17 protein-coding genes are annotated in these 19,374 nt (G+C 62.7%); 4 read left to right on the forward strand and 13 right to left on the reverse strand.

Annotated features, from left to right (window positions below):
* Nucleotides 1-47: 47 nt before the first annotated feature.
* The 13 genes from visR to J2858_RS04975 all read right to left on the reverse strand — a co-directional run bounded on the left by visR (nucleotide 48) and on the right by J2858_RS04975 (nucleotide 12,137).
* Nucleotides 48-800 (reverse strand): transcriptional regulator VisR, encoded by a 753-nt coding sequence (gene visR, locus J2858_RS04915; RefSeq protein ID WP_210103589.1) that lies wholly within the window; start codon nucleotides 798-800, stop codon nucleotides 48-50.
* 10 nt (nucleotides 801-810) lie between these two features.
* Nucleotides 811-1,548 (reverse strand): transcriptional regulator VisN, encoded by a 738-nt coding sequence (gene visN / locus J2858_RS04920; protein ID WP_210103590.1) that lies wholly within the window; start codon nucleotides 1,546-1,548, stop codon nucleotides 811-813.
* Between the two features lie 298 nt (nucleotides 1,549-1,846).
* Complete coding sequence (gene fliF / locus J2858_RS04925; protein WP_210103591.1) at nucleotides 1,847-3,526, reverse strand: flagellar basal-body MS-ring/collar protein FliF; 1,680 nt, start codon at nucleotides 3,524-3,526, stop codon at nucleotides 1,847-1,849.
* A gap of 135 nt (nucleotides 3,527-3,661) precedes the next feature.
* On the reverse strand, nucleotides 3,662-4,051 hold the full coding sequence (gene cheT / locus J2858_RS04930) for a chemotaxis protein CheT (RefSeq protein WP_210103592.1): 390 nt from the start codon (nucleotides 4,049-4,051) through the stop codon (nucleotides 3,662-3,664).
* An 11-nt stretch (nucleotides 4,052-4,062) separates the two neighbouring features.
* Nucleotides 4,063-4,620, reverse strand: coding sequence for a chemoreceptor glutamine deamidase CheD (cheD, locus tag J2858_RS04935; protein WP_210103593.1), 558 nt, complete (start codon nucleotides 4,618-4,620; stop codon nucleotides 4,063-4,065).
* Nucleotides 4,617-5,006, reverse strand: coding sequence for a response regulator (locus J2858_RS04940; protein ID WP_210103594.1), 390 nt, complete (start codon nucleotides 5,004-5,006; stop codon nucleotides 4,617-4,619). The genes cheD and J2858_RS04940 overlap by 4 nt, the downstream gene beginning before the upstream one ends.
* Entirely contained in the window at nucleotides 5,007-6,047 is a 1,041-nt protein-coding gene (cheB, locus tag J2858_RS04945) for a protein-glutamate O-methylesterase CheB (RefSeq protein ID WP_210103595.1), read from the reverse strand.
* The gene (gene cheR / locus J2858_RS04950) at nucleotides 6,044-6,952 is read right to left on the reverse strand and encodes a protein-glutamate O-methyltransferase CheR (RefSeq protein WP_210103596.1); all 909 of its coding nucleotides are present in this window, start codon (nucleotides 6,950-6,952) and stop codon (nucleotides 6,044-6,046) included. The genes cheB and cheR overlap by 4 nt, the downstream gene beginning before the upstream one ends.
* Nucleotides 6,949-7,416 carry a chemotaxis protein CheW gene (locus J2858_RS04955; RefSeq protein WP_210103597.1) on the reverse strand — a complete coding sequence of 156 codons (468 nt, stop codon included), beginning with the start codon at nucleotides 7,414-7,416 and terminating at the stop codon, nucleotides 6,949-6,951. Before J2858_RS04955 ends, cheR begins: the two co-directional genes overlap by 4 nt.
* A gap of 17 nt (nucleotides 7,417-7,433) precedes the next feature.
* Nucleotides 7,434-9,728 carry a chemotaxis protein CheA gene (locus J2858_RS04960; protein WP_210103598.1) on the reverse strand — a complete coding sequence of 765 codons (2,295 nt, stop codon included), beginning with the start codon at nucleotides 9,726-9,728 and terminating at the stop codon, nucleotides 7,434-7,436.
* A 20-nt stretch (nucleotides 9,729-9,748) separates the two neighbouring features.
* Nucleotides 9,749-10,114 carry a chemotaxis response regulator CheY1 gene (gene cheY1 / locus J2858_RS04965; protein WP_210103599.1) on the reverse strand — a complete coding sequence of 122 codons (366 nt, stop codon included), beginning with the start codon at nucleotides 10,112-10,114 and terminating at the stop codon, nucleotides 9,749-9,751.
* A complete protein-coding gene (locus J2858_RS04970) occupies nucleotides 10,111-10,410 on the reverse strand; it encodes an STAS domain-containing protein (protein WP_210103600.1) in 300 nt (99 codons plus the stop codon). Before J2858_RS04970 ends, cheY1 begins: the two co-directional genes overlap by 4 nt.
* Before the next feature lie 95 nt (nucleotides 10,411-10,505).
* Nucleotides 10,506-12,137, reverse strand: a complete 1,632-nt coding sequence (locus J2858_RS04975; RefSeq protein ID WP_210103601.1) for a globin-coupled sensor protein — start codon at nucleotides 12,135-12,137, stop codon at nucleotides 10,506-10,508.
* 1,051 nt (nucleotides 12,138-13,188) lie between these two features.
* On the opposite strand from J2858_RS04975, the gene mprF reads away from it, so the two are divergent.
* The 4 genes from mprF (at nucleotide 13,189) to J2858_RS04995 (ending at nucleotide 19,349) form a co-directional block, all read left to right on the forward strand.
* Nucleotides 13,189-15,792: a bifunctional lysylphosphatidylglycerol flippase/synthetase MprF gene (gene mprF, locus J2858_RS04980; protein WP_210103602.1), complete on the forward strand. Its 2,604-nt coding sequence runs from the start codon at nucleotides 13,189-13,191 to the stop codon at nucleotides 15,790-15,792.
* On the forward strand, nucleotides 15,789-17,159 hold the full coding sequence (locus tag J2858_RS04985) for a virulence factor family protein (protein WP_210103603.1): 1,371 nt from the start codon (nucleotides 15,789-15,791) through the stop codon (nucleotides 17,157-17,159). Before mprF ends, J2858_RS04985 begins: the two co-directional genes overlap by 4 nt.
* 236 nt (nucleotides 17,160-17,395) lie before the next feature.
* The gene (locus tag J2858_RS04990; RefSeq protein ID WP_210103604.1) at nucleotides 17,396-18,028 is read left to right on the forward strand and encodes a TerC family protein; all 633 of its coding nucleotides are present in this window, start codon (nucleotides 17,396-17,398) and stop codon (nucleotides 18,026-18,028) included.
* Nucleotides 18,029-18,140: 112 nt separating this feature from the next.
* On the forward strand, nucleotides 18,141-19,349 hold the full coding sequence (locus tag J2858_RS04995; protein WP_210103605.1) for a TIGR03862 family flavoprotein: 1,209 nt from the start codon (nucleotides 18,141-18,143) through the stop codon (nucleotides 19,347-19,349).
* Nucleotides 19,350-19,374 lie beyond the last annotated feature (25 nt).

Here is a 19,374-nt window from a genome sequence, read left to right on the forward strand (position 1 = left end):
TCTGAAGGCAGGGCCGGTCGACGGCGAAGGGGCCGGCCTTTCTCCGATCAGTGAATATAGCCTAGGCGAATCGCCTTTGCGATCGCCTGGATACGATTGACCGAATCGAGCTTGATCGTCGCCGATCCGAGATAGGCGTTCACGGTGTGGACGGAGAGGCCGAGCTTTTCGGCAATTTCTTCGCTGATCTGGCCATCGCCGGCCAGCTGAAGACAGGAAATCTCGCGTTCGCTGAGCGTTTCGGAGGGCACCGCCTTGCGTTCGTCCAGCGCCAGGAGATCCATCATGATCTGGCAGCTGCGCACATGCTGGTCGATGACGGCATCACTCGACACATCGATGGCTGTGCCGCAAAACAGCACATAGCCGTTGCCGACGGCCCCGAGGCGCACCGGAAAGGCGATGCCGGCATAGGGCATGCCGCCTTCGTCCAGCCGTCGGATCAGCGGCGCCGGATCGACAACGGAATCGGCGTCTCCGGGCTCTCCATCGGGTCCCGGCCAGATCATCGGCAGAAGCGAAACGTCGATGTGGTGAATGAGGATGTCGCCATAGGCGCCAATCAGGGCTGCAGTGTTTTCGGTGGCGGACGCGCCCCAGTTGTCGAGCTCGCAGATCAGCTTGCGCTTGTTGGGCAGGCCCGCGCCGCTGACGCGAAACACGGCAAAGCTTGCAGCGCGCATGCTCTTCTGCATGGCGACGAGTTTTGGATAAATATCCGAACGGCTGCTGGCTCGCTGAACACGAAGGTATTGCATTCCCGCTTCCGGCTCTCCCCCCGTTGTCCGCGAGTACCCCATTCAGCCTTTCCTATACAAGATTGTTGCGCACGGCATAGGCGATGGCCTCCGACCGCGTCTTGGTTGCCGTCTTGCGCATGACGCTGGTGATGTAGTTGTTGATCGTGTTGCGCGAGATGCCGAGAATGACGGCGATCTCGTCGCTGGTCTTGCCTTCCGCGATCCAGAACAGGCATTCCAGCTCGCGGTCGGTCAGTTCGAAATCGCGCTCCACCCGCACGTCGCGGGTTTCCCCAAGGCTCATGGCATAGCCGGCCAGAAGCCCCACTTCGCGCAGGCGATCCTGCGACAGGATGATGCCTTCGTTAAAGAGAAGCATGATTGAAAACCGCGTGCGGCCCGTGCAGAAGGTCAGCGAACAGTATTGGCGGCTCACCTCCTCCGGCAGGCTGAGGTCATCGGGCAGAAGCGCAAACTGCGGCGTCAGAAGCGCCAGGCATTTTTCGATTTCCGTGGAGCGGGAATAGCCCTTGGCGAGATCGGCGCCCAGCCGGCGCACCAGATCGAAAGGCCAGTTGGAGGCAACGATGAAATCCAGCCCCTGGTCCTGGATCAGGTCGTAACGGGCAAGCAGGTAATGGGACGCACCGACATAATCGGACAGGATGCGCATGGCCGACTGGATATTGCCGGAGGCTCCGGCCAGAGACAGGCGGCGAAGAACTTGCTCACGCAACAACGCCTTTGGGTGAGCCGGCTCGATGAAATGCCGACCTTCCAGCGTCTGTTCTGCGTTGCGCAACTCCATTTCGTTTCATCTCCCTTTCAGGGAAAACACCTCAAACGCCTGTCATTACCCCCGGATCACGCAACTCATGGTCATCGGCAAATCAATCCGGTTCCCTTGCCTCGTCATGCGCCTCAGCGAATCATGGCCATTTTAGGAAGCCGACACGGAAATGCCACACCCTCGTTCCGATTTCCCGCAAAGCTTTTGGCCACAAGTCGTTCAAAGCTGTGGACCAACCTACGGTATCAGAGGGCGATAAGCAAAAGGCCGGCTAAGCCGGCCCTTACTATCACGACAACGTGATGACTTTTGTGGGTCAAGCCGCGCGGTCGACGGCCCATTTGCGCAGGATCTTGGCGGCGCGTTCCTCGCTGATTTCCACCATGCGGGCAAGGCGCTTTTCCGGGCCTTCCTTGACGCGGCGGTTGAAGCCGCCGTTCGGATCCTCGCCGCCGCCGAACACGTCGTCCGCGTTGTCGAAGCCGAAGTCGGAGCCGAAGCCATCCATGAGGGAGGGACTTCCGCCGCCAGGTGAGAAGTCGGGCAGTTCAAGGCCCGCCGCCTCGGTTGCCGCTTCGCCGGCGACCACCGTGCCGGTGACGCTGCGAACCACGGGGCGCACGCCGAGCCAGACCACCAGGAAGGCGACGGCGACAAAGGCGAGCGAATTGATGATGCCGCCGAGATTGCGCATCAGCATTTCGGAAATGCCGGGGCCGGCCACCGCCTCGTCGAGCAGCTGCGTTTCGAGGAAGTCCATGGCCGTGACGGTCACCACGTCGCCGCGATCGACATTGACGCCCGCCGCCGTTGTGACGATCTTCTGCATCTCGGCCAGATAGGCATCGATCTTCTGCTGGTCGGCCGGCTCGCCCACCATCTTGGCAATGCGACCCTTGTTGACGACGACGGCGATCGAGAGCTTTTCCACGACATAGCTGTTGCGGGTGGTGGCGGTCGTCTTCGAATTGATCTCGTAATTGGTCTGCTCTTCCTTCTTGTCGCTCTGGTCGGAGGATTCCGGTCCCGAATTGCCGCCGCTCTGCGGCGCGGCCTGGGGAACGTTCTGCTCGACGGTTGCGGCACTGTCGGACTGGCGCTGCTGCGACTTCTGGGCTTCCTTGGTCACCTTGACCGAACGCTCGACGCGCGATTCCGGATCAAACACCGTTTCCTGGATCTGCTGGCTGTCGGTATTGAGGGAGGCCGTCGCGCTGGAGCGGAAGTTGTCCATGCCGAGGAAGGGGGCAAGCGCCTTGTCGATATTGCTTTCGATTTCCTGCTGCACGCTCTGCACGACATTCATGGAGCGGGTGAGCGCATTGTTGCCGTATTCATCGCCCGAGGCGAGAAGCTGGCCCGTGGAATCGAGAATGGTCACATCATCGACTTCAAGTGCGGGGACGGCGGCGGCGACGAGGTGACGGATGGAGGCGGCAGCCTTGCGGCCGGTGTCGCTGGAGGCGCGGATCATCACGGAGGCCGTCGGCTTCTGCCCGACACGGCGGAAACTGCCGACATCCGGCATGACGATGTGGACGCGCGCGGCCGCAATGCCGCTGATCTGCTGGATGGACCGGCCGATTTCGCCTTCGAGCGCCCGCACGCGGGTCACTTCCTGCATGAAGGAGGTGAGGCCGAGCGATCCGACATTGTCAAACAGCTCGTAGCCGGCATTGGTGCTGTTGGGCAGGCCGCGCTCGGCCAGCATCAGTCGCGCCTTGCTGGTCATGCCGGCCGCCACCTGGATGCTCTTGCCGTCGGAGCCGGCCTTGAAATCGATCCCGGCCTCGGCGAGCGCCATGCTGACCTGGTTGAGGTCGGCCGTTTCCAGTCCGACATACAGGGCCTCATAGGACGGCTTGTTGACGTAGAACGCCGCCGCAATGACGATTGCCATCGACACCAGGCCGACACCGGCCATGGTCAACAGCTTGGTCTGCCCGAGCGAGCCGAGATTTTTAAGGATTTGTGTGAATTGAGCTAACAGATTCATTCTGTTCCCGCACCGTCAAAAAGGAAAAAAGAGCCCTTTGCCCAACCGCAAGCTAACGCGCGAAGCTTGTGCGAGCGTTTCGCCGGATGCGGTGTGCGAGACGGTGACGGTGGCGGTGGAAAACCGCAAGCGTCGTCAGAAGAAGTCGAAATCTCCCGCAGCCTTGGAGAGCGGCTGCGAGTGGCCGTGGCGCATGCCCTTGGTCAGCGCCTTGTGCATGTCGGCAAGCTTGACGAGGCTGAGCGCGGTCGAGACATCCACCTCCCATTCGTCCGGAATGGTGCCGGTGATCGTATCGATGAATTCTGCGAGCCCGCGGGTTTTCTGCACGGCAAGATCGATGCCCTGCAGCACCTTCATGCTGTCGGGCGCATGCAGGATGGCAGCGCCCCCGACTTCGAGAAGCTGCGGCTCGACGCGCTCGATGAGATAGGCCACGTCGTAGAGTTCCGAGACGATCCGCATGAGGACCTCCGGCAGTTTCTCGTCCATGGAAGCAGATGGCTGCGAATGGATATCGGTCATTGCTTCCTCGGTTAAAAGAACTCGATCGAACTTTCGACAGGTTTTGCCGGCTTGGCAGGACGCTGCTGCTCCAGTGCCACCGTCTTCTGCGTTTCAGCGCCGGTCAGCGGATAGGCCCGGGCACGACCGCTGGCGGGCCAGTATTCCAGCTTGCGGCCGAACTCCCCGCCGGTGGAAGAGCCGACGACATTGATGCCTTCGTCGCGCAGGAACTGCAGCGCGAAGGCTGCATTCTGCTCTCCCACGTTGGAGAAGCTCGCAATGGTCTTGGCACCGCCGAAGATCTTTGCTTCCAGTCGCTCGCGCCGCCCGCCGCGTTTGAGGATGCCGTTGATCAAAAGCTCCATCAGGTGCACGCCATAGCGGGACATGTCCCCGCCCGACATGCCGCCGGGGCCATTGCCGGGCAGGAGGAAGTGGTTCATTCCCCCCACGCCTGTCACCGGATCCCTGAGGCACGCAGCCACGCAGGAGCCCAGGATCGTCGTGATGACCGCATTGGGTTCGTCCGTTACCTTGTATTCGCCCTGGATGATGTTCATCCGTTTGGCTGCGGCCATTGGATTCATTTAAGTGCTCCGAACACCGCCTCGATGGCAGCTTTCATCTTTTCGATCGTAAAGGGCTTTGCCAGCACGTTGTTGGCACCGAGCTGTGCGGCCTTCTGCACCAGCGCGCGGTCGCCCTGCGCCGTGAGGATGATAAAGGCCGCCTTCTTGGTGGTCGGGTTCGTCCGCACCGCCTGGAGCAGACCCAACCCGTCCATCTTGGGCATGTTGAAATCCGAGATCACCAGGTGATGCGGCTGCTCGGCCATGATCTTCATGCCCTGCTCGCCATCGCCTGCAGCCGTGATCTGCTTGAAGCCGAGTTGTGTCAGGGCGTCGCTGAGCAGCAACCGGCTCGTCACCTGATCATCCACGATCAGAACTTTGATTTTTTCAGCGAGAGACATTTATTCGGTACCTTCTTTTCGGGCAGCGGTTAATTTCAAGATTTCTTCACCGATCGAACCCAGAGGCATCTGCTGTTCGACCGCTCCTATTTCATGCGCAACCCGTGGCATGCCGTAGACGACACATGTTTTCTCGTTCTGCCCAATCGTGCGCGCGCCCGCACCACGCATCTTGAGCAGACCCGATGCACCGTCCCGCCCCATGCCGGTCAGGATGACGCCGACGGCGTTGCGGCCGGCAAGATCCGCCACCGAGTCGAACAGGACATCCACCGAGGGGCGGTGACCATTGACCGGATCGCGCTCGACGAGCCGGCAGCAGGGCGCGGAAGCATTGGAGACTTGCAGGTGACGCTCCCCGCCGGGCGCGAGATAAATCTTGCCGATCTCGAGCCTTGCGCCATCGGTTGCCTCATGCACCACGGGAGCACAGATACGATTAAGCCTTTCAGCAAAACTTTTCGTAAACGTCGGCGGCATGTGCTGCGTAATGACCGTCGGCGGGCAGTTCTTGGGGAATTTCTGCAACACCGCAATCAGCGCCTCGACACCGCCCGTGGACGATCCGATGGCGACAATCTTGCGGCCCACACGGTAATCCGCCGTGGGTGCAAGCATGGGCTGCGAGGCGGCAACGCTGCGGCCCCGTTTGGAGCGGGCCGCCGCCTTCACCTTTTCCGCCAGATCGCTGAACGGGCGCGAATCGCCCGGCACCGGCTTGCTGACGCAATCGAAGGCGCCGATTTCCAGGGCCGCAAGCGTGGCGTTCGCCCCATGGTGGGTCATGGTCGAGACCATGATCACCGGCATCGGCCGCAGCCGCATGATCTTTTCCAGAAACTCCAGCCCGTTCATGTTGGGCATCTCGATGTCGAGCGTCACCACGTCGGGGTTGAGCTGCTTGATCGCCGCCCGCGCCTCGTGGGCATCGCCCGCCTGGCCAATGACATTGACCTCCGGATCCGAATTCAGGACAGCCGTGATGAGACCACGCATGGTCGGTGAATCATCGACGACAAGGACTCGCGCCGGCATGGTCATGTGCTCCTCCCGGCGTTCTTGCCTGTATAGCGGTAGGTGGTTATCCCGATATTGTCGAAGAGGTTCTTGGCATCCCCGGTCACCCGCTCGGAATGGCCGATATAGAGATGGCCTCCGACCGGCAGCAGCCCGGCAAAACGTCCCCAGATCTTCGTCTGCGTCGGCTCGTCGAAATAGATGACGACGTTGCGGCAGAAGATCACGTCGAAATTGCCCTTGAAGGGCCATTGCGCCATCAGGTTCAGCTCGTTGTAGGTGATCAGCTTCTTCACCTTGTCGTCGATCTGGAACTTGCGCCGCCCGTCGATCTGCACTTCGCGGAAATACTGCTTGCGCATGGCCGGCGAGACGGTTTCCAGAGAATTTTCGTCATAGGCGCCGGCCCTCGCAAGCGCCAGGATCTTCGGATCGATGTCGGTGGCGAGGATCCGGAAATCGTAATCAACGGCGTTCGGCAGCAGCGACATGACGGTGAGCGCGATCGAATAGGGTTCCTGGCCATCGGACGAGGCCGCCGACCAGATGCGCACGCGCCCGCCATTCTTGGCGCGCGTGATCAGTCCCGGCAGCACCTCGTCGCGCAGATGGTCGAAATGGTGGTTCTCGCGAAAGAAGCGGGTGAAGTTGGTGGTGAGGTGCGACAGCATCTCGCGGCGGGGTCCCGCCCCTTCCGGCGAAGAGACCAGCGCGCAATATTCCCGAAAGCCGCGAAGGCCCAGATTGCGAATATGCTTCGACAGCCGCGAATAGACCAGCGAGGCCTTCGTGTCGTTCAGATAAATGCCCGCATCGCTATAGATCATGGCGGCGATTTCGGTGAGATCCCGCCGGGTCAGTGGATATTCCCCGCTGGCCAGGACCTCGTCCGGCGACTGCTTGCTATCGAGAAGACCAAGGGACTTCATGCGGCTTCGCTTTCGGTGTCGGGGATGAGGGCATCCAGTTCGATCAGGCAGATCATCCGCTTGTCGATGGCCAGGATGCCTCTTGCATACTGTTTCTCGAGCTCGGATGAGACTTCCGGCACGGGCTGGATGTTCTCGTCGGTCACGGTGAGGATGTCGGACACGGCTTCCACCAGGAGCCCGACGACCCGTTTCTTGACCTGCGCCACGATGAAGACGTGGCGCTGGGTCGGTTCGGCCTTGCGCATGCCGAGGCGTGCGGAAAGATCAATGATCGGCAGCACGGCGCCGCGCAGATTGATGACGCCCATCACGTAGGAGGGCGAGTGGGGAAGCGCCGTGGCCTTTGTCCAGCCGCGAATTTCCCGCACCGACATGATGTTCACGCAAAACTCCTGGTCACCGATGCGGAAGGCGATCAGCTCCCGGCTTCCCTGAACAAGATTTTTTCCCGCGTACGACATGACCTACAACCCGCCTGTTAGCCCGTTGCCTGAAGCGACATGTCGGACTTCATGCCGCTGTCCTGGCGCAGTGACTGGCCACGCGAGGCGGCGACCACTGCATCGACGTCGAGGATGAGCGCCACGCGCCCGTCACCCAGAATGGTGGCGGCGGCAATGCCCGGAACATGGGTGTAATTGGCCTCGAGCGACTTGATGACGACCTGGCGCTGGCCCTGGATGGCGTCCACCATCAGCGCACGCTGGCCACCGCCTTCCGATTCCACCAGAAGCGCCACGCCCTCCACCGGATTGGCCTGCGTGCCGCGGAAATTCAGGATCCGGCCGACATCGACGAGCGGGCAGAAGGAGTTGCGGATCGAGATCAGCCGCTGGTTGGCGCCGAAGGAATGGATGGCCGAGGCTTCCGGCTGCAGCGTCTCGACGATGGCGGTGAGCGGCACGACGAGCGTCTGGCCGGCAACCGTCACCACCATGCCGTCGAGGACGGCGAGCGTCAGCGGCAGGCTCATGGTGAAGGTCGAGCCCTGGCCGGGCCGCGAGCTGATCGAGATGCGTCCGCCAAGGGCCTGGATCGAGCGCTTGACCACGTCCATGCCGACACCACGGCCGGAAATGTCGGAGATCTTGTCGGCGGTCGAGAAGCCCGGCATGAAGATGAGGTTGTCGATTTCCTCGTCCGTCAGGTTGGAATCGGCGGCGATCAGGTCGTTGTCAATCGCCTTCTGGCGCACGCGTTCGCGGTTGATGCCGGCGCCGTCGTCCTGGAGCTCGATGACGATGCGTCCCGAACGATGCTTTGCCGTCAGCTTGACCGTGCCTTCCGGATTCTTGCCGGAGGCCTCGCGCTTTTCGGGGCTTTCGATGCCGTGGTCGACGGCGTTGCGGATCATGTGGGTCAGCGGCTCGGCGAGCTTGTCGATGACCGTCTTGTCCACTTCGGTGTTTTCACCTTCCGTGACGAGGCGGATCGACTTGCCGACCATGTCCGCCACTTCGCGCACGATACGCGACATGCGCTGGAAGACGGGCTTCACCGGCTGGGCGCGGATGGCCATGACCGAATCCTGGATCTCTCGGGTGAGCTGCTGCAGCTCTTCGAGGCCCATGTTGATGGCGGATGTGCCGGTCGTGTCGTTTTCGATGACGCTCTGCGACAGCATGGCCTGGTTGATGACCAGCTCGCCGACGAGGTTGATCAGGCGGTCGACGCGATCGAGATCGACGCGGATGGTCTGGCCGGCGCTGTTTGCGGCATTGGCCGCGTTGGCGGCGGCAGCGGCGGCGGCTGCAGACTGGCTTTCCTTCTTTTCGACGCGGGCCGCCGCAGCGGCAAGCTTGGTGACATTGCTTGCGGTTTCGGCAGCGCTGACGGCATTGGCCACCGTCTGGTCTTCTGCGCCGTCATTGCCGTCGTCCGCGCCGGCATCGTCATCCAGGGCGGACAGGTCGAAGGGCACCGGCACCATCGGCAGGTCTTCGGCGACAGTCTGGGCCACCTTGACGTCGAGGTCGCAATCCCATTCGGCAAATTCGAAGACCGAGCGGATATCCTGCTCGTTCTTGTTCGTCTTGACCGCAATCGTCCAGCTGAAATAGGCCTCTTCCGGGTCGAGCTTGTCGAAGGCCGGCAGGGCGGATGTATCGCAGTTGATGCTCATTTCGCCGACGCGCGACAGGTCGCGCAGCAGAAGGGCCGCTTCGTTGCCCTTGGCATAGAGTTCGCGGCGGGGCTTGAACTGCACCTCGAATGTCGTCGGCGCCATCACCGCTTCTTCTTCGCCGCCAAATCCGTCGAAGGTGAACGGGATCGGCTGGAAGCCGCTATCGTCGGTCGGGGCGACAGCGGGTGCCGGGGCGGCCTTGGCCGCGGCAGGTTTGGCCGCGGCAGGCTTTGCCGGTTCGGCAGAGGCGCCACCGGAGGGCATTTCACCCCGGGCAAGCGCCTCCAGTTCCTTGACCAGCCCGCGGCTTCTGCCCTCGTCGACACCGCCGCCATCGCGCGATGCCGTCACGAGGTCGGCGAGCACGTCCGCCGACTTCAGCATCACCTTGAGGACGTCCTGGTTGGGCTCCAGCTTGTTGGAGCGCACGCAGTCGAGGGTTGTCTCGAAGACGTGGGCGAACGAAACCAGGTCATCAAGTCCGAATGCGCCTGCGCCCCCCTTGATCGAGTGGACCGCACGGAAAACGGCATTCACCGTTTCCGGGTCACGGTCGCCATCATTCAGCTTGAGAAGACCAGATTCCAGTTCTGCGAGCTGCTCTTCGCACTCCTGGAAGAAGATCTCTTTGATTTCGTTCATATCCATCGCAGGAATTCCCGGTTGGTTCAGGCGGTTACACGCTCAATCGCATCAATCAGCTTGACCGGATCGAAAGGTTTGACGATCCAGCCGGTCGCCCCGGCCTGGCGGGCGCGGTTCTTCTTTTCCGCGTCGCTTTCCGTGGTCAGCACGAGGATCGGAACGGCGCGGTAACGTTCGTTGCGGCGCACGCCCTCGATGAAGCCGAAGCCGTCGAGACGCGGCATGTTGATATCGGTCACGATGACGTCCGGATTGCAGTCCTCGAGAACCTCGAGGCCTTCCACGCCGTCTTCGGCCTGGATCGTTTCGAAGCCGGCATTGTTCAAGGTCACCAGAAGCATGTTCCGGATCGTCCTTGAATCATCCACTGTAAGTACTTTCTTCTTCACTGCCTGATCTCCTTCGCGAGCAGATTTTCTATATTGATGCCGATGAGCTGCATGGTCTTGCGGAACGCATCGGAGACTTGTTCGAAGACGAACGCCTTCTTGTCCTCCTCCCAGACGCGTGCGGCAGCCACGAGAACCTGTACGCACTGGACACCGAGCCGCTCGACGCCGGACGCGTCGATGGCAACATCGCTGCCACGCATGTTGGTCAGCTGACCGTGCAGAACCGACGCCTCGTTGAGATCCAGCACCGACACCAGTTTCAGACTGCCCTTCACTGCCTTCTTGCCTGCCATTCCTTCGTCCTCATCGTTCGTCGTCACACTCGCGTGGCGTAATGCCATCGCTGGTCTTTGAGGGTCCGGCCGAAGAGGGCCGGACCAATCGGTCATTACCGGCCAAAGCCGGCGATCTGGGCCGGCAGAAACAGGGCGGCGGACGGCATCATGTCGTCGTCCATGCCGGCCTGCCGGCCGTTGATGTCACCATCGGCATCCTGCGGCCGTTCGGACCAGACGCGCTGGCCGGTCCCGCTTTCGCGCGCAATGCGGAATTCCCGCACCGTGCGGCCAAGCTCCAGGATGACGGTCTGCAGCGTATCGGCACCCTCGCCGGTGCGCGCTGCAAGCTCTGCGCTGGCTGCCATCCGGCCATCGATCGCACGGATCTCGCCGGCCACGCGCTGCAGGCCGTCGGCCTGTTCGCCGGTTGCCCGCGCGATGCCGGCCATGGCGGCGTTGATGTCGGTCACCTGGTGAACGATGCCGCCGATGGCTTCCTGCGTGCGATGAACCATCTTCACGCCGGCATCGACCTGCGATTTCGTGCCTGTCACCAGCTGCTTGATTTCCCGGGCCGCTTCCGCCGAGCGCTGGGCAAGGGCTCGGACTTCCTGGGCAACGACGGCAAATCCGCGCCCGGAATCGCCGGCACGCGCCGCTTCGATGCCGGCATTCAGCGCCAGAAGATTGGTCTGGAAGGCGATCTCGTCGATGACGCCGATGATCTGGCCGATCTTTTCGGCCGACTGCTCGATGTCGGACATGGCAGAAATCGCCCGGCCGACCACCGCGCCGCTTTCTTCTGCCGAGCGCCGCGTTTCCGCTACCGCCTTTTCGGCCGCTGCCGTCTCGTCCGCACTGAGCCGTACCTGTTCGGCAAGGCCCGCCACGTCGCGCGCGGCTGAACCCAGATCCTCGCAGGCCTGCCGCGCCGCCGATGCCGCCTCGCGCCCGGCTTCGGCAACCGATGCGGCCAGCGTCTCGGCCGCCTGAACCTTGTCGGCAAGACGGGCAAAGCAATCGGCCATCGCCTCTACGGCCTGGTCGAGCAGCGCCGACAGTTCGCCATAGACCTCGGGTCGCTCCTTTGCCACGCGCACCGTCAGGTCACGGTTGGCAAGGTGGGCCGCAAAGGGCCCGAACAGGTTGTTGGCGTCCGCCTGATCTTTTTCGCGCTGCGCCTTCAGCGCCCGCTGGTGTTTCTGGCGCAGGTCGTTGATCCGCAGCGATACGGCAATCTCCACATCGACCATGACGAGGCGAATGACCGCCTTGATCGCATCGGCAACGTCGCGTTCGCGCTTGCGGCCTGCCGGCAACAGCGCTTTGGCCGAAAGCTCGCCAATCAGACAGCCCACGAGATGCTCCAGCATGACCGCATGACCGGCGACATGCCAGCGGGGATCGAGCCCCATGCGGCCTTCGGCATCGGAAAGCACCTTCACCCGCTCCGCATACAGCGCATCGAAGCGGGCATCCGTCAGCACGCTCCAGTGCGAGGATTGCAGATCGTTGAGGCGCTGAAGCTGCTGGTCGTCGTCGAAATGGCGCATGGCCTCGGGCGAGGATTGCAGGCGCAGGAAGAAATCGCGCAATCCCGTCTTCAGGCAGGTTTCGAGCGTCGGGCGGAACCGGCGCAGCAGGTCGCAGGCCTCGGCATCAAGGCCGGCGAACGAAAGCCGCTCGCGCAGGCTGCCGGCCTGTGCCTTCCGTGCTTGATCCGATGGCGATTCGTGAGCCAATGCCCGTCCCCAAGTGAAACCGATCCCGTCAAGGACCGGCGTTGAACCCCTCGATTGCGGCCACGGGGTTTGCCCGCGTCGCCGCTCATGCCATTGCCGGCCTTGCCGGGCAGCGCTGCGGCTGTGACAGCCGCCGGCCATGCCCCCGCGCGGCCGGACGCCGCCGAAATCCGGTGGCCGTGCCTTCCCGTGCAGACAGAGCGCAGAAACGCGCCAGGCCCGGAGCGGACAGGTCAAAGCCGTGCGGCTTTCTGGAATTTCATGGAAAGAGATACCGGGTCAAAACCGGTACGGCGTGGCGGCATCATGCCTGGAGGGGATCTACCGAAGTCGTCCCATTTCGCCGTGTCGGACCATTTGTATGGTTAATTCCTTGCGCGAAAGTTAATGTCGGCCAACAAGCGTGAGGAATTCCTCATCAACGTGTTTTAAGGCGCGCGGGAAGTCAAGCCGCAAGCCACGGGCAAGTCTAGTCGCAGACAATCGGCGTCATCTTGAACATGAAGTCTTGAGAGGCGAGCAATGATTGTTCTACACTTTGGATCCGCCGTGATTGCAGGCCTGATTTTCTTGGGCATGCTGGTGATGGCCGCGCGCGATCCGCATCGCGCGGCGATCGCGCTGCGCGTGCTCTGATCTGCCAGGCGAAGGCCGCCGAAAGCGAGAGTTGAGGCGCCGGTAACGGTGACAGAAGGTTGCGCCCGGCTGTTCCAGATCGGTGCAGCGGGCGGCGGACGAATGGGATGGCTGTGCCGCGCCACATCCTTGCGAAGACGGCGAAGTCAATCCTCGTCCTGCGTGTCCGGCGCCGGCTCACACCACGCCGGATTGAAGTCCGACGTGCGGTGAGATGGGCCGTCATGGTTCATGAACCGGAAAAACATGGTGCATGGCCTTCGGACAAGGGCATTTGCAAGCCCGGAGAGGCCGCAAGAATGGGCAAACGGCCCTATTTTTGTCCAAGTCGAAGCGAGAGGACTAGCGCGCCGCCGCATTGACGAATAACCGTCATGCCCAAAGGCTAGAAGCTAGCCACCGCATCAGGTGCCCGATGACACAACCGCATTCCCAGGCCGTTCAGACGGAAACGCCCCGTCACCCGATCATTGCCCTCATCGCCCGTTTCAGGCTGTACCTGACCTCGGCTGCGATGCTGGTCGTGTGCGTCATGATGGCGGTCGCCATCTATCGGCTGACCAACGAGGTGCGCTACGACGAGGTGGTGGATGCGTTGAAGGATACCAGCTGGCGCGCCATTGCACTTGCGATGCTCTTTACGGCGCTCAGTTTTGCGTCGTTGATCTACTATGATCTAAATGCTCTGGAGTATATCGGCCGCAAGCTGCCGACGCTGCCCGTCGCCGTCACCGCCTTCAGCGCCTATGCGATCGGCAACACGGCGGGCTTCGGCGCCCTGAGTGGCGGCGCCATCCGCTTTCGCGCCTATAGCCGGCTTGGGCTGTCGCCGGAAGACGTGGCGCGCGTCATTGCCTTCGTCACCTTCGCCTTCGGCCTTGGGCTTCTGGCAGTCAGCGCCATTGCAGCACTCGTCACCGCCCCACGGCTTGCCGACATCACCGGCCTTGATCCCTTCTATCTCCGCACCGGTGCCGTCGTCGTGCTGGTGGTGCTGGCCGGCCTGCTGTTTGCCGGGCGCAACGGGCGCACCATCCATGTGATGCGCATTCGCCTGCGCCTGCCCGACACGCTCACCTCCTCGCGCCAGTTCCTGATCACCGCGCTCGATCTGGCCGTCTCGGCATCGGCGCTGTACGTGCTTTTGCCGGAAACACATATCGGCTGGCCCTCCTTCTTTGCCGTCTATGCGACAGCCGTGGGCCTTGGCGTGCTCAGCCACGTGCCGGCCGGCCTTGGCGTGTTCGAAGCCGTCATTCTCGGCGCGCTCGGTGGCACGGTCAGTCTCGACCAGCTGCTTGGCAGCATCGTGCTGTACCGCATGGTCTATCACGTGCTGCCCCTCACCATTGCCATCATCAGCATCGTGGTGTCGGAAGCACGCGCGCTCGCGCGCCATCCGCTGGCGGGCGATATCGGCAATGTGGCGGTGCGCATCTCGCCCCCGCTCCTGTCGGCCTTTGCCCTCATGCTCGGTGCCATGCTGATCTTTTCGAGCGTGACGCCGACGCCGGACGGCGATCTCGACATCGTGTCCAGCTTCCTGCCGCTGCCGGTCGTGGAAAGCGCGCATTTCCTCTCGAGCCTTCTCGGGCTTGCCCTTGTTATTTCCTCGCGCGGCCTTGCACAGCGTCTGGACGGCGCCTGGTGGGTGGCGCTGGTTTCGGCAAGCCTTGCCTTTGCCTTTGCCTTCATGCGCGCGCTGGCGCTCGGCGAGGCGACCTTCCTCGGCATCTTCGTGGTCGCGCTTCTGCTGAATGCCGGGCGCTTTCGCCGTCCGGCCTCGCTCTTCGGGCAGGTGCTGAGCCTGCCCTGGGTGATGGCGATGCTGGTCATTCTGGCCGGGGCCACCACGATCCTTCTCTTCGTCTACCGCGACGTGGATTACAGCCGCCAGCTCTGGTGGCAGTTCGAGTTCTTCGGCGAAGCGCCGCGCGGCCTGCGCGCGCTGCTGGGCGTCAGCATCCTGTCCTTCGCCATCGCCGCCTTCAGCCTGCTGCGTCCGGCCTTCCACCATCCCGAGCCGCTGACGCCGGAAGATCTGGAAAAGGCTGTCGCCATTCTGGAAGGCCAGGACAATGCCGACGCAAACCTCGTGCGCATGGGCGACAAGCGGGTGATGTTTTCCGATAGCGGCCGCAGCTTCCTGATGTTCGGCATTCAGGGCCGCTCGTGGATCTCGCTGGCCGACCCCGTTGGAGACCCGGACGAGCGGGCCGAAATGATCTGGCGATTCGTCGAGCGGGCGCGTGGTGCCGGCGGGCGTGCGGTGCTCTATCAGGTCTCGCCCGATCTCTTGTCCTTCTGTGCCGATGCGGGCCTTCGTGCCTTCAAGCTCGGAGAAATGGCGCTGGTCGATCTTGAAAATTTCGATCTGAAGGGTGGCAAGCTTGCCGGTCTTCGCCAGGCGCTCAACAAGGGACGCCGTGACGGTCTGGAGTTTTCCGTGCTGGAACCGTCAGACGTGGCAAGCGTCATGCCGGAACTCAAGGCCGTTTCGGATGGCTGGCTTGCCCATCACGAGACGCGCGAAAAGGGCTTTTCCCTCGGCGCCTTCGAGGAAGACTATGTGTCGTCCCTGCCCGTCGCCGTCCTGCGCAAGGAAGGCCGCATCGTTGCCTTCGCGACCGTATTCGTCACCGCAAAGCGCAGCGAAGGCAGCGTCGATATCATGCGCTTTGCCCCCGATGCGCCCCGCGGCGCCATGGACTTTCTGTTCGTGAGCCTGCTCGAGCACCTGAAAAATGCCGGATATACCAGCTTCAATCTTGGAATGGCCCCCCTTTCGGGCATGTCGAAGCGGGAAATGGCACCCGTGTGGGATCGCATTGGAGGCACCTTGTACGAACACGGCGAACGGTTTTACAACTTCAAGGGTCTGAGGGCCTTCAAGTCCAAGTTTCATCCGCAATGGCAATCCCGCTACATGGCGGTGGCCGGCGGAACCGGTGTCGTGCTGGCATTGATGGATGTCACGCTTTTGATCAGCGGCGGCGTCCGCGGAGTGGTGGGTAAATGAACAGAGGTTTTCGTCCTTTCGCAGCAGCGGCCCTGCTTGCCGCTGCGGTGCCCTTCACAGCCCTTGCCCAGAGCCCGGCGCCGACGTTCGATACCGGCATGATCCCGGCGCCGCACATCTACAAGCCCGACGGCGACATGAAGGCAAACATCTTCCTGCTCTCCGATGCCGATGGCTGGAACGCCTCGGAAGAGACCCAGGCAAAGGCACTGGCTGCCAAGGGGGCGCTTGTCATCGGCATCGATCTGCCGTCCTATCTGGTCGGACTGGGCAAGGATGAAGACGATTGCATCTACATGATTTCCGACGTCGAATCGCTGGCCCAGCAGGTTCAGCGCTCGTTCGGAAACGGCAGTTATCGCTCGCCGGTCATTGCCGGCATCGGCGCCGGGGCCGCTGTCGTGCTCGGCATGGCGTCACAGAGCCCGCCCGCCACCATCGGTGACGCGATCGCCGTGGATCCGGAAGCCGGCATCGCCCTGCCGAAGGTTCTGTGTACGCCGGCGCAAAAGCGCGTCGATGGCGACCGCACCATCTATGGCCTCACCGACGGCCCACTTCCGATGCCCGTCAGCATCTACCTGTCCAAGACGGCAGATCCGGCCGGCAGCGCCCATGCCAAGGAACTGCTGACCGCCCACGAAGACATCGATCTCGAAGACACCGACAAGCCGGCCGCCGACATGCTGATGCAGGCGCTGTCCGACAGCATCGATGCGGCGAGCACCGACGACGAACCGCTCGGCCTGCCGCTGACCATTCTCGACGCCAAGCCGAAGCTCGACACTTTGGCGATCATCTATTCGGGGGATGGCGGCTGGCGCGACATCGACAGCGATCTGGGCGACGTGCTGCAGGCCGATGGCATTCCGGTCGTCGGCGTCGATGCGCTGCGCTATTTCTGGTCGAAGAAGACGCCGGAACAGACCGGCGCGGATTTGAGCCGCATCATCCGGGCCTATCGCAAGCAATGGAATGTCGGCCACGTGCTGCTGATCGGCTATTCCTTCGGCGCCGACATCCTGCCTGCGACCTTCAACAAACTGCCGGAAAGCGATCGCGCCAAGGTGATCCAGATGAGCCTGCTGGCGCTTTCGCACAATTCCAATTTCGAGATTTCCGTCTCGGGCTGGCTGGGCGGCAAGGGCAGCGGCGGCGGCGGCGATCCGACGAAACAGCTGCAAACCATCGATCCGAAACTCGTCCAGTGCGTTTATGGCACCGAAGACGAGGACGACGCCTGCAAGAGCCTTCAGCCGCGCGGCATCGAAACCCTTGGCATCGATGGCGGCCATCATTTCGATGAGGACTATGAGAAGCTTGCCCGGCATATTCTCGATGCCCTGAAAAGGCGCCTTGGCAAATGATCTGCCGCGTGCGGTGACATCGCGTCACCCCGTGTGCGGATTAGGCGAAGGCCCGTCTTTCGAGCCGGTCCTGGCGCGAAAAGCAGAAGAGACGGCACCCACTCACAATTTCCGCTTGCCAACCCGGTCAAAATATTCTGTAGCCAGTCACGAGGACGTGATCCGTGCGGTGCAGAGACATCTGGATCTGCGAAAGACCGCAGGGACAGCCGCGGGCAATCAGGGATGGAGCTATCATGGAAATTCTGACGGCTGCGGGTCTTGCCGCACTTTTTCAGGTCATCGCAATCGATCTGGTGCTGGCTGGCGACAATGCCATCGTGATTGGCCTTGCCGCGGCGGGGCTTCCCGCCCATCAGCGCAAGAAGGCGATCCTCGTCGGCATCATTGCCGCAACCGTGCTGCGCATCGGCTTTGCCACGGTGACCGCCTATCTGCTCGGCCTTGTCGGCCTGCAGCTGCTCGGCGGCCTGCTGCTCGGCTGGGTGTGCTGGAAAATGTGGAGCGAGCTTCGCGCCGCGGATCACGACGCCCACATGGCGCTCACGGATGCTGACGCAGAGATGCCGAAGGTGAACAAGACCTTCCTGCAGGCTGCCATGCAGATCGTCATTGCCGATGTCTCGATGTCGCTCGACAATGTGCTGGCCGTTGCCGGTGCAGCCCAAGAGCACACGAGCGTCCTGATCATCGGCCTTGTCATTTCGATTGCCCTGATGGGGCTTGCCGCCAATCTGGTGGCCCGCCTGCTGCAGCGCTTCCGCTGGATTGCCTATCTCGGGCTTGCCGTCATCGTCTACGTCACCTTCAACATGGTCTATCATGGCCTGGTCGAGGTGATCCCCTATGTGCAGCAATGGCTTGCCTGATCCCGTCCTTTCAGGTGTAACGCTCCTCCCAGGCTTGGGGTAAAGCGACGGGCCTGCCTCGCCCGCATGAAGCCGCAGGCAGGCGCCGGAGAGACGACATGAGAGGGGCGACATGAGGGAAAAGCGCGTCGCGATCATCGGCGGCGGACCGTCCGGGCTGATGGCCGCCGAGGTGCTGATCGGCTGCGGCCATGCCGTGACGGTCTATGACGCGATGCCAACCTTCGGACGCAAGTTTCTGCTGGCCGGAAAATCCGGCCTCAACATCACCCATTCGGAAGATTTTTCACGCTTTCGCACGCGCTTCGGCACAGCCAATGACCGGCTTCAGGCCTCGCTTGACGCCTTTACCCCGCAGGATGTGCGCGCCTGGGCAGGGACGATGGGCACGGAAACCTTTGTCGGTTCGTCCGGCCGCGTCTTCCCGGTGGCCATGAAAGCCTCGCCGCTCCTGCGCGCCTGGCTGAAGCGGCTCGGCGAAGCCGGTGTTGCATTTGCGCCCCGCCACAGGCTGCAAACGCTCGTCGACGGCGCGCCCGTCTTCTCGACACCGGACGGCGAGGTCCGCGTAGCAGCCGACGCCGTGCTTCTGGCTCTTGGCGGCGCAAGCTGGCCGCGCCTCGGCTCCGATGCCGCCTGGGTAACGATGCTGCGGGAAAAAGGCGTTGAGATCGCCGATTTTCGCCCGGCCAATTGCGGCTTCGATGTCGCCTGGAGCGCGCCCTTTGCAAGCCGCTTTGCCGGTGCGCCGATCAAATCCGTGACCGCGACCTCCGATGCCGGCACCCTTCAGGGCGAGTTCGTGATAAGCCGCACCGGCATCGAGGGAAGCCTCGTCTACGCGCATGCAAGCGCCCTGCGCGACCGGCTGGAACAGGGCGGCCGCACCTGCCTCACCCTTGATCTTGCGCCGGGCCGGAGCCTTGAAAAACTCACCGCCGCCCTTGCCCGCCAACCCGCCGGCAGCAGCCTTTCCAACCGGCTGCGCAAGGCGGCCGGCCTTGAAGGGGCAAAGGCCGCGCTGCTGCGCGAATGCGCCAATCTGCAGCACCTGGCCGATGCAGCAGCACTTGCCGGAGCCATCAAGTCGCTCCCCATCCCGCTCCTTGCGCCCCGCCCGATCGAGGAAGCGATATCCTCGGCCGGCGGCATCCGGTTTGACGCGCTCGACGACAGCTTCATGCTCACCGCCCTCCCCGGCATTTTCGCCGCCGGCGAAATGATCGACTGGGAAGCACCTACCGGCGGCTACCTGCTCACCGCCTGCATGGCCACCGCCCGCCACGCCGCCTACGGCATGGACGCCTGGCTGAGGGGATAGCGGGACGCGTGTCGACCGAGTGAAT

The organism is Neorhizobium galegae (genome assembly GCF_017877135.1).
In the GTDB taxonomy this organism is placed as follows: domain Bacteria; phylum Pseudomonadota; class Alphaproteobacteria; order Rhizobiales; family Rhizobiaceae; genus Neorhizobium; species Neorhizobium galegae_A.

Excerpts from the sequence above, each read along its gene's own strand:
- visR (WP_210103589.1), bottom strand. The coding sequence starts at position 800 with ATGGGGTACTCGCGGACAACGGGGGGAGAGCCGGAAGCGGGAATGCAA.
- visN (WP_210103590.1), bottom strand. The coding sequence starts at position 1,548 with ATGGAGTTGCGCAACGCAGAACAGACGCTGGAAGGTCGGCATTTCATC.
- fliF (WP_210103591.1), bottom strand. The coding sequence starts at position 3,526 with ATGAATCTGTTAGCTCAATTCACACAAATCCTTAAAAATCTCGGCTCG.
- cheT (WP_210103592.1), bottom strand. The coding sequence starts at position 4,051 with ATGACCGATATCCATTCGCAGCCATCTGCTTCCATGGACGAGAAACTG.
- cheD (WP_210103593.1), bottom strand. The coding sequence starts at position 4,620 with ATGAATCCAATGGCCGCAGCCAAACGGATGAACATCATCCAGGGCGAA.
- J2858_RS04940 (WP_210103594.1), bottom strand. The coding sequence starts at position 5,006 with ATGTCTCTCGCTGAAAAAATCAAAGTTCTGATCGTGGATGATCAGGTG.
- cheB (WP_210103595.1), bottom strand. The coding sequence starts at position 6,047 with ATGACCATGCCGGCGCGAGTCCTTGTCGTCGATGATTCACCGACCATG.
- cheR (WP_210103596.1), bottom strand. The coding sequence starts at position 6,952 with ATGAAGTCCCTTGGTCTTCTCGATAGCAAGCAGTCGCCGGACGAGGTC.
- J2858_RS04955 (WP_210103597.1), bottom strand. The coding sequence starts at position 7,416 with ATGTCGTACGCGGGAAAAAATCTTGTTCAGGGAAGCCGGGAGCTGATC.
- J2858_RS04960 (WP_210103598.1), bottom strand. The coding sequence starts at position 9,728 with ATGGATATGAACGAAATCAAAGAGATCTTCTTCCAGGAGTGCGAAGAG.
- J2858_RS04970 (WP_210103600.1), bottom strand. The coding sequence starts at position 10,410 with ATGGCAGGCAAGAAGGCAGTGAAGGGCAGTCTGAAACTGGTGTCGGTG.
- mprF (WP_210103602.1), top strand. The coding sequence starts at position 13,189 with ATGACACAACCGCATTCCCAGGCCGTTCAGACGGAAACGCCCCGTCAC.
- J2858_RS04985 (WP_210103603.1), top strand. The coding sequence starts at position 15,789 with ATGAACAGAGGTTTTCGTCCTTTCGCAGCAGCGGCCCTGCTTGCCGCT.
- J2858_RS04990 (WP_210103604.1), top strand. The coding sequence starts at position 17,396 with ATGGAAATTCTGACGGCTGCGGGTCTTGCCGCACTTTTTCAGGTCATC.
- J2858_RS04995 (WP_210103605.1), top strand. The coding sequence starts at position 18,141 with ATGAGGGAAAAGCGCGTCGCGATCATCGGCGGCGGACCGTCCGGGCTG.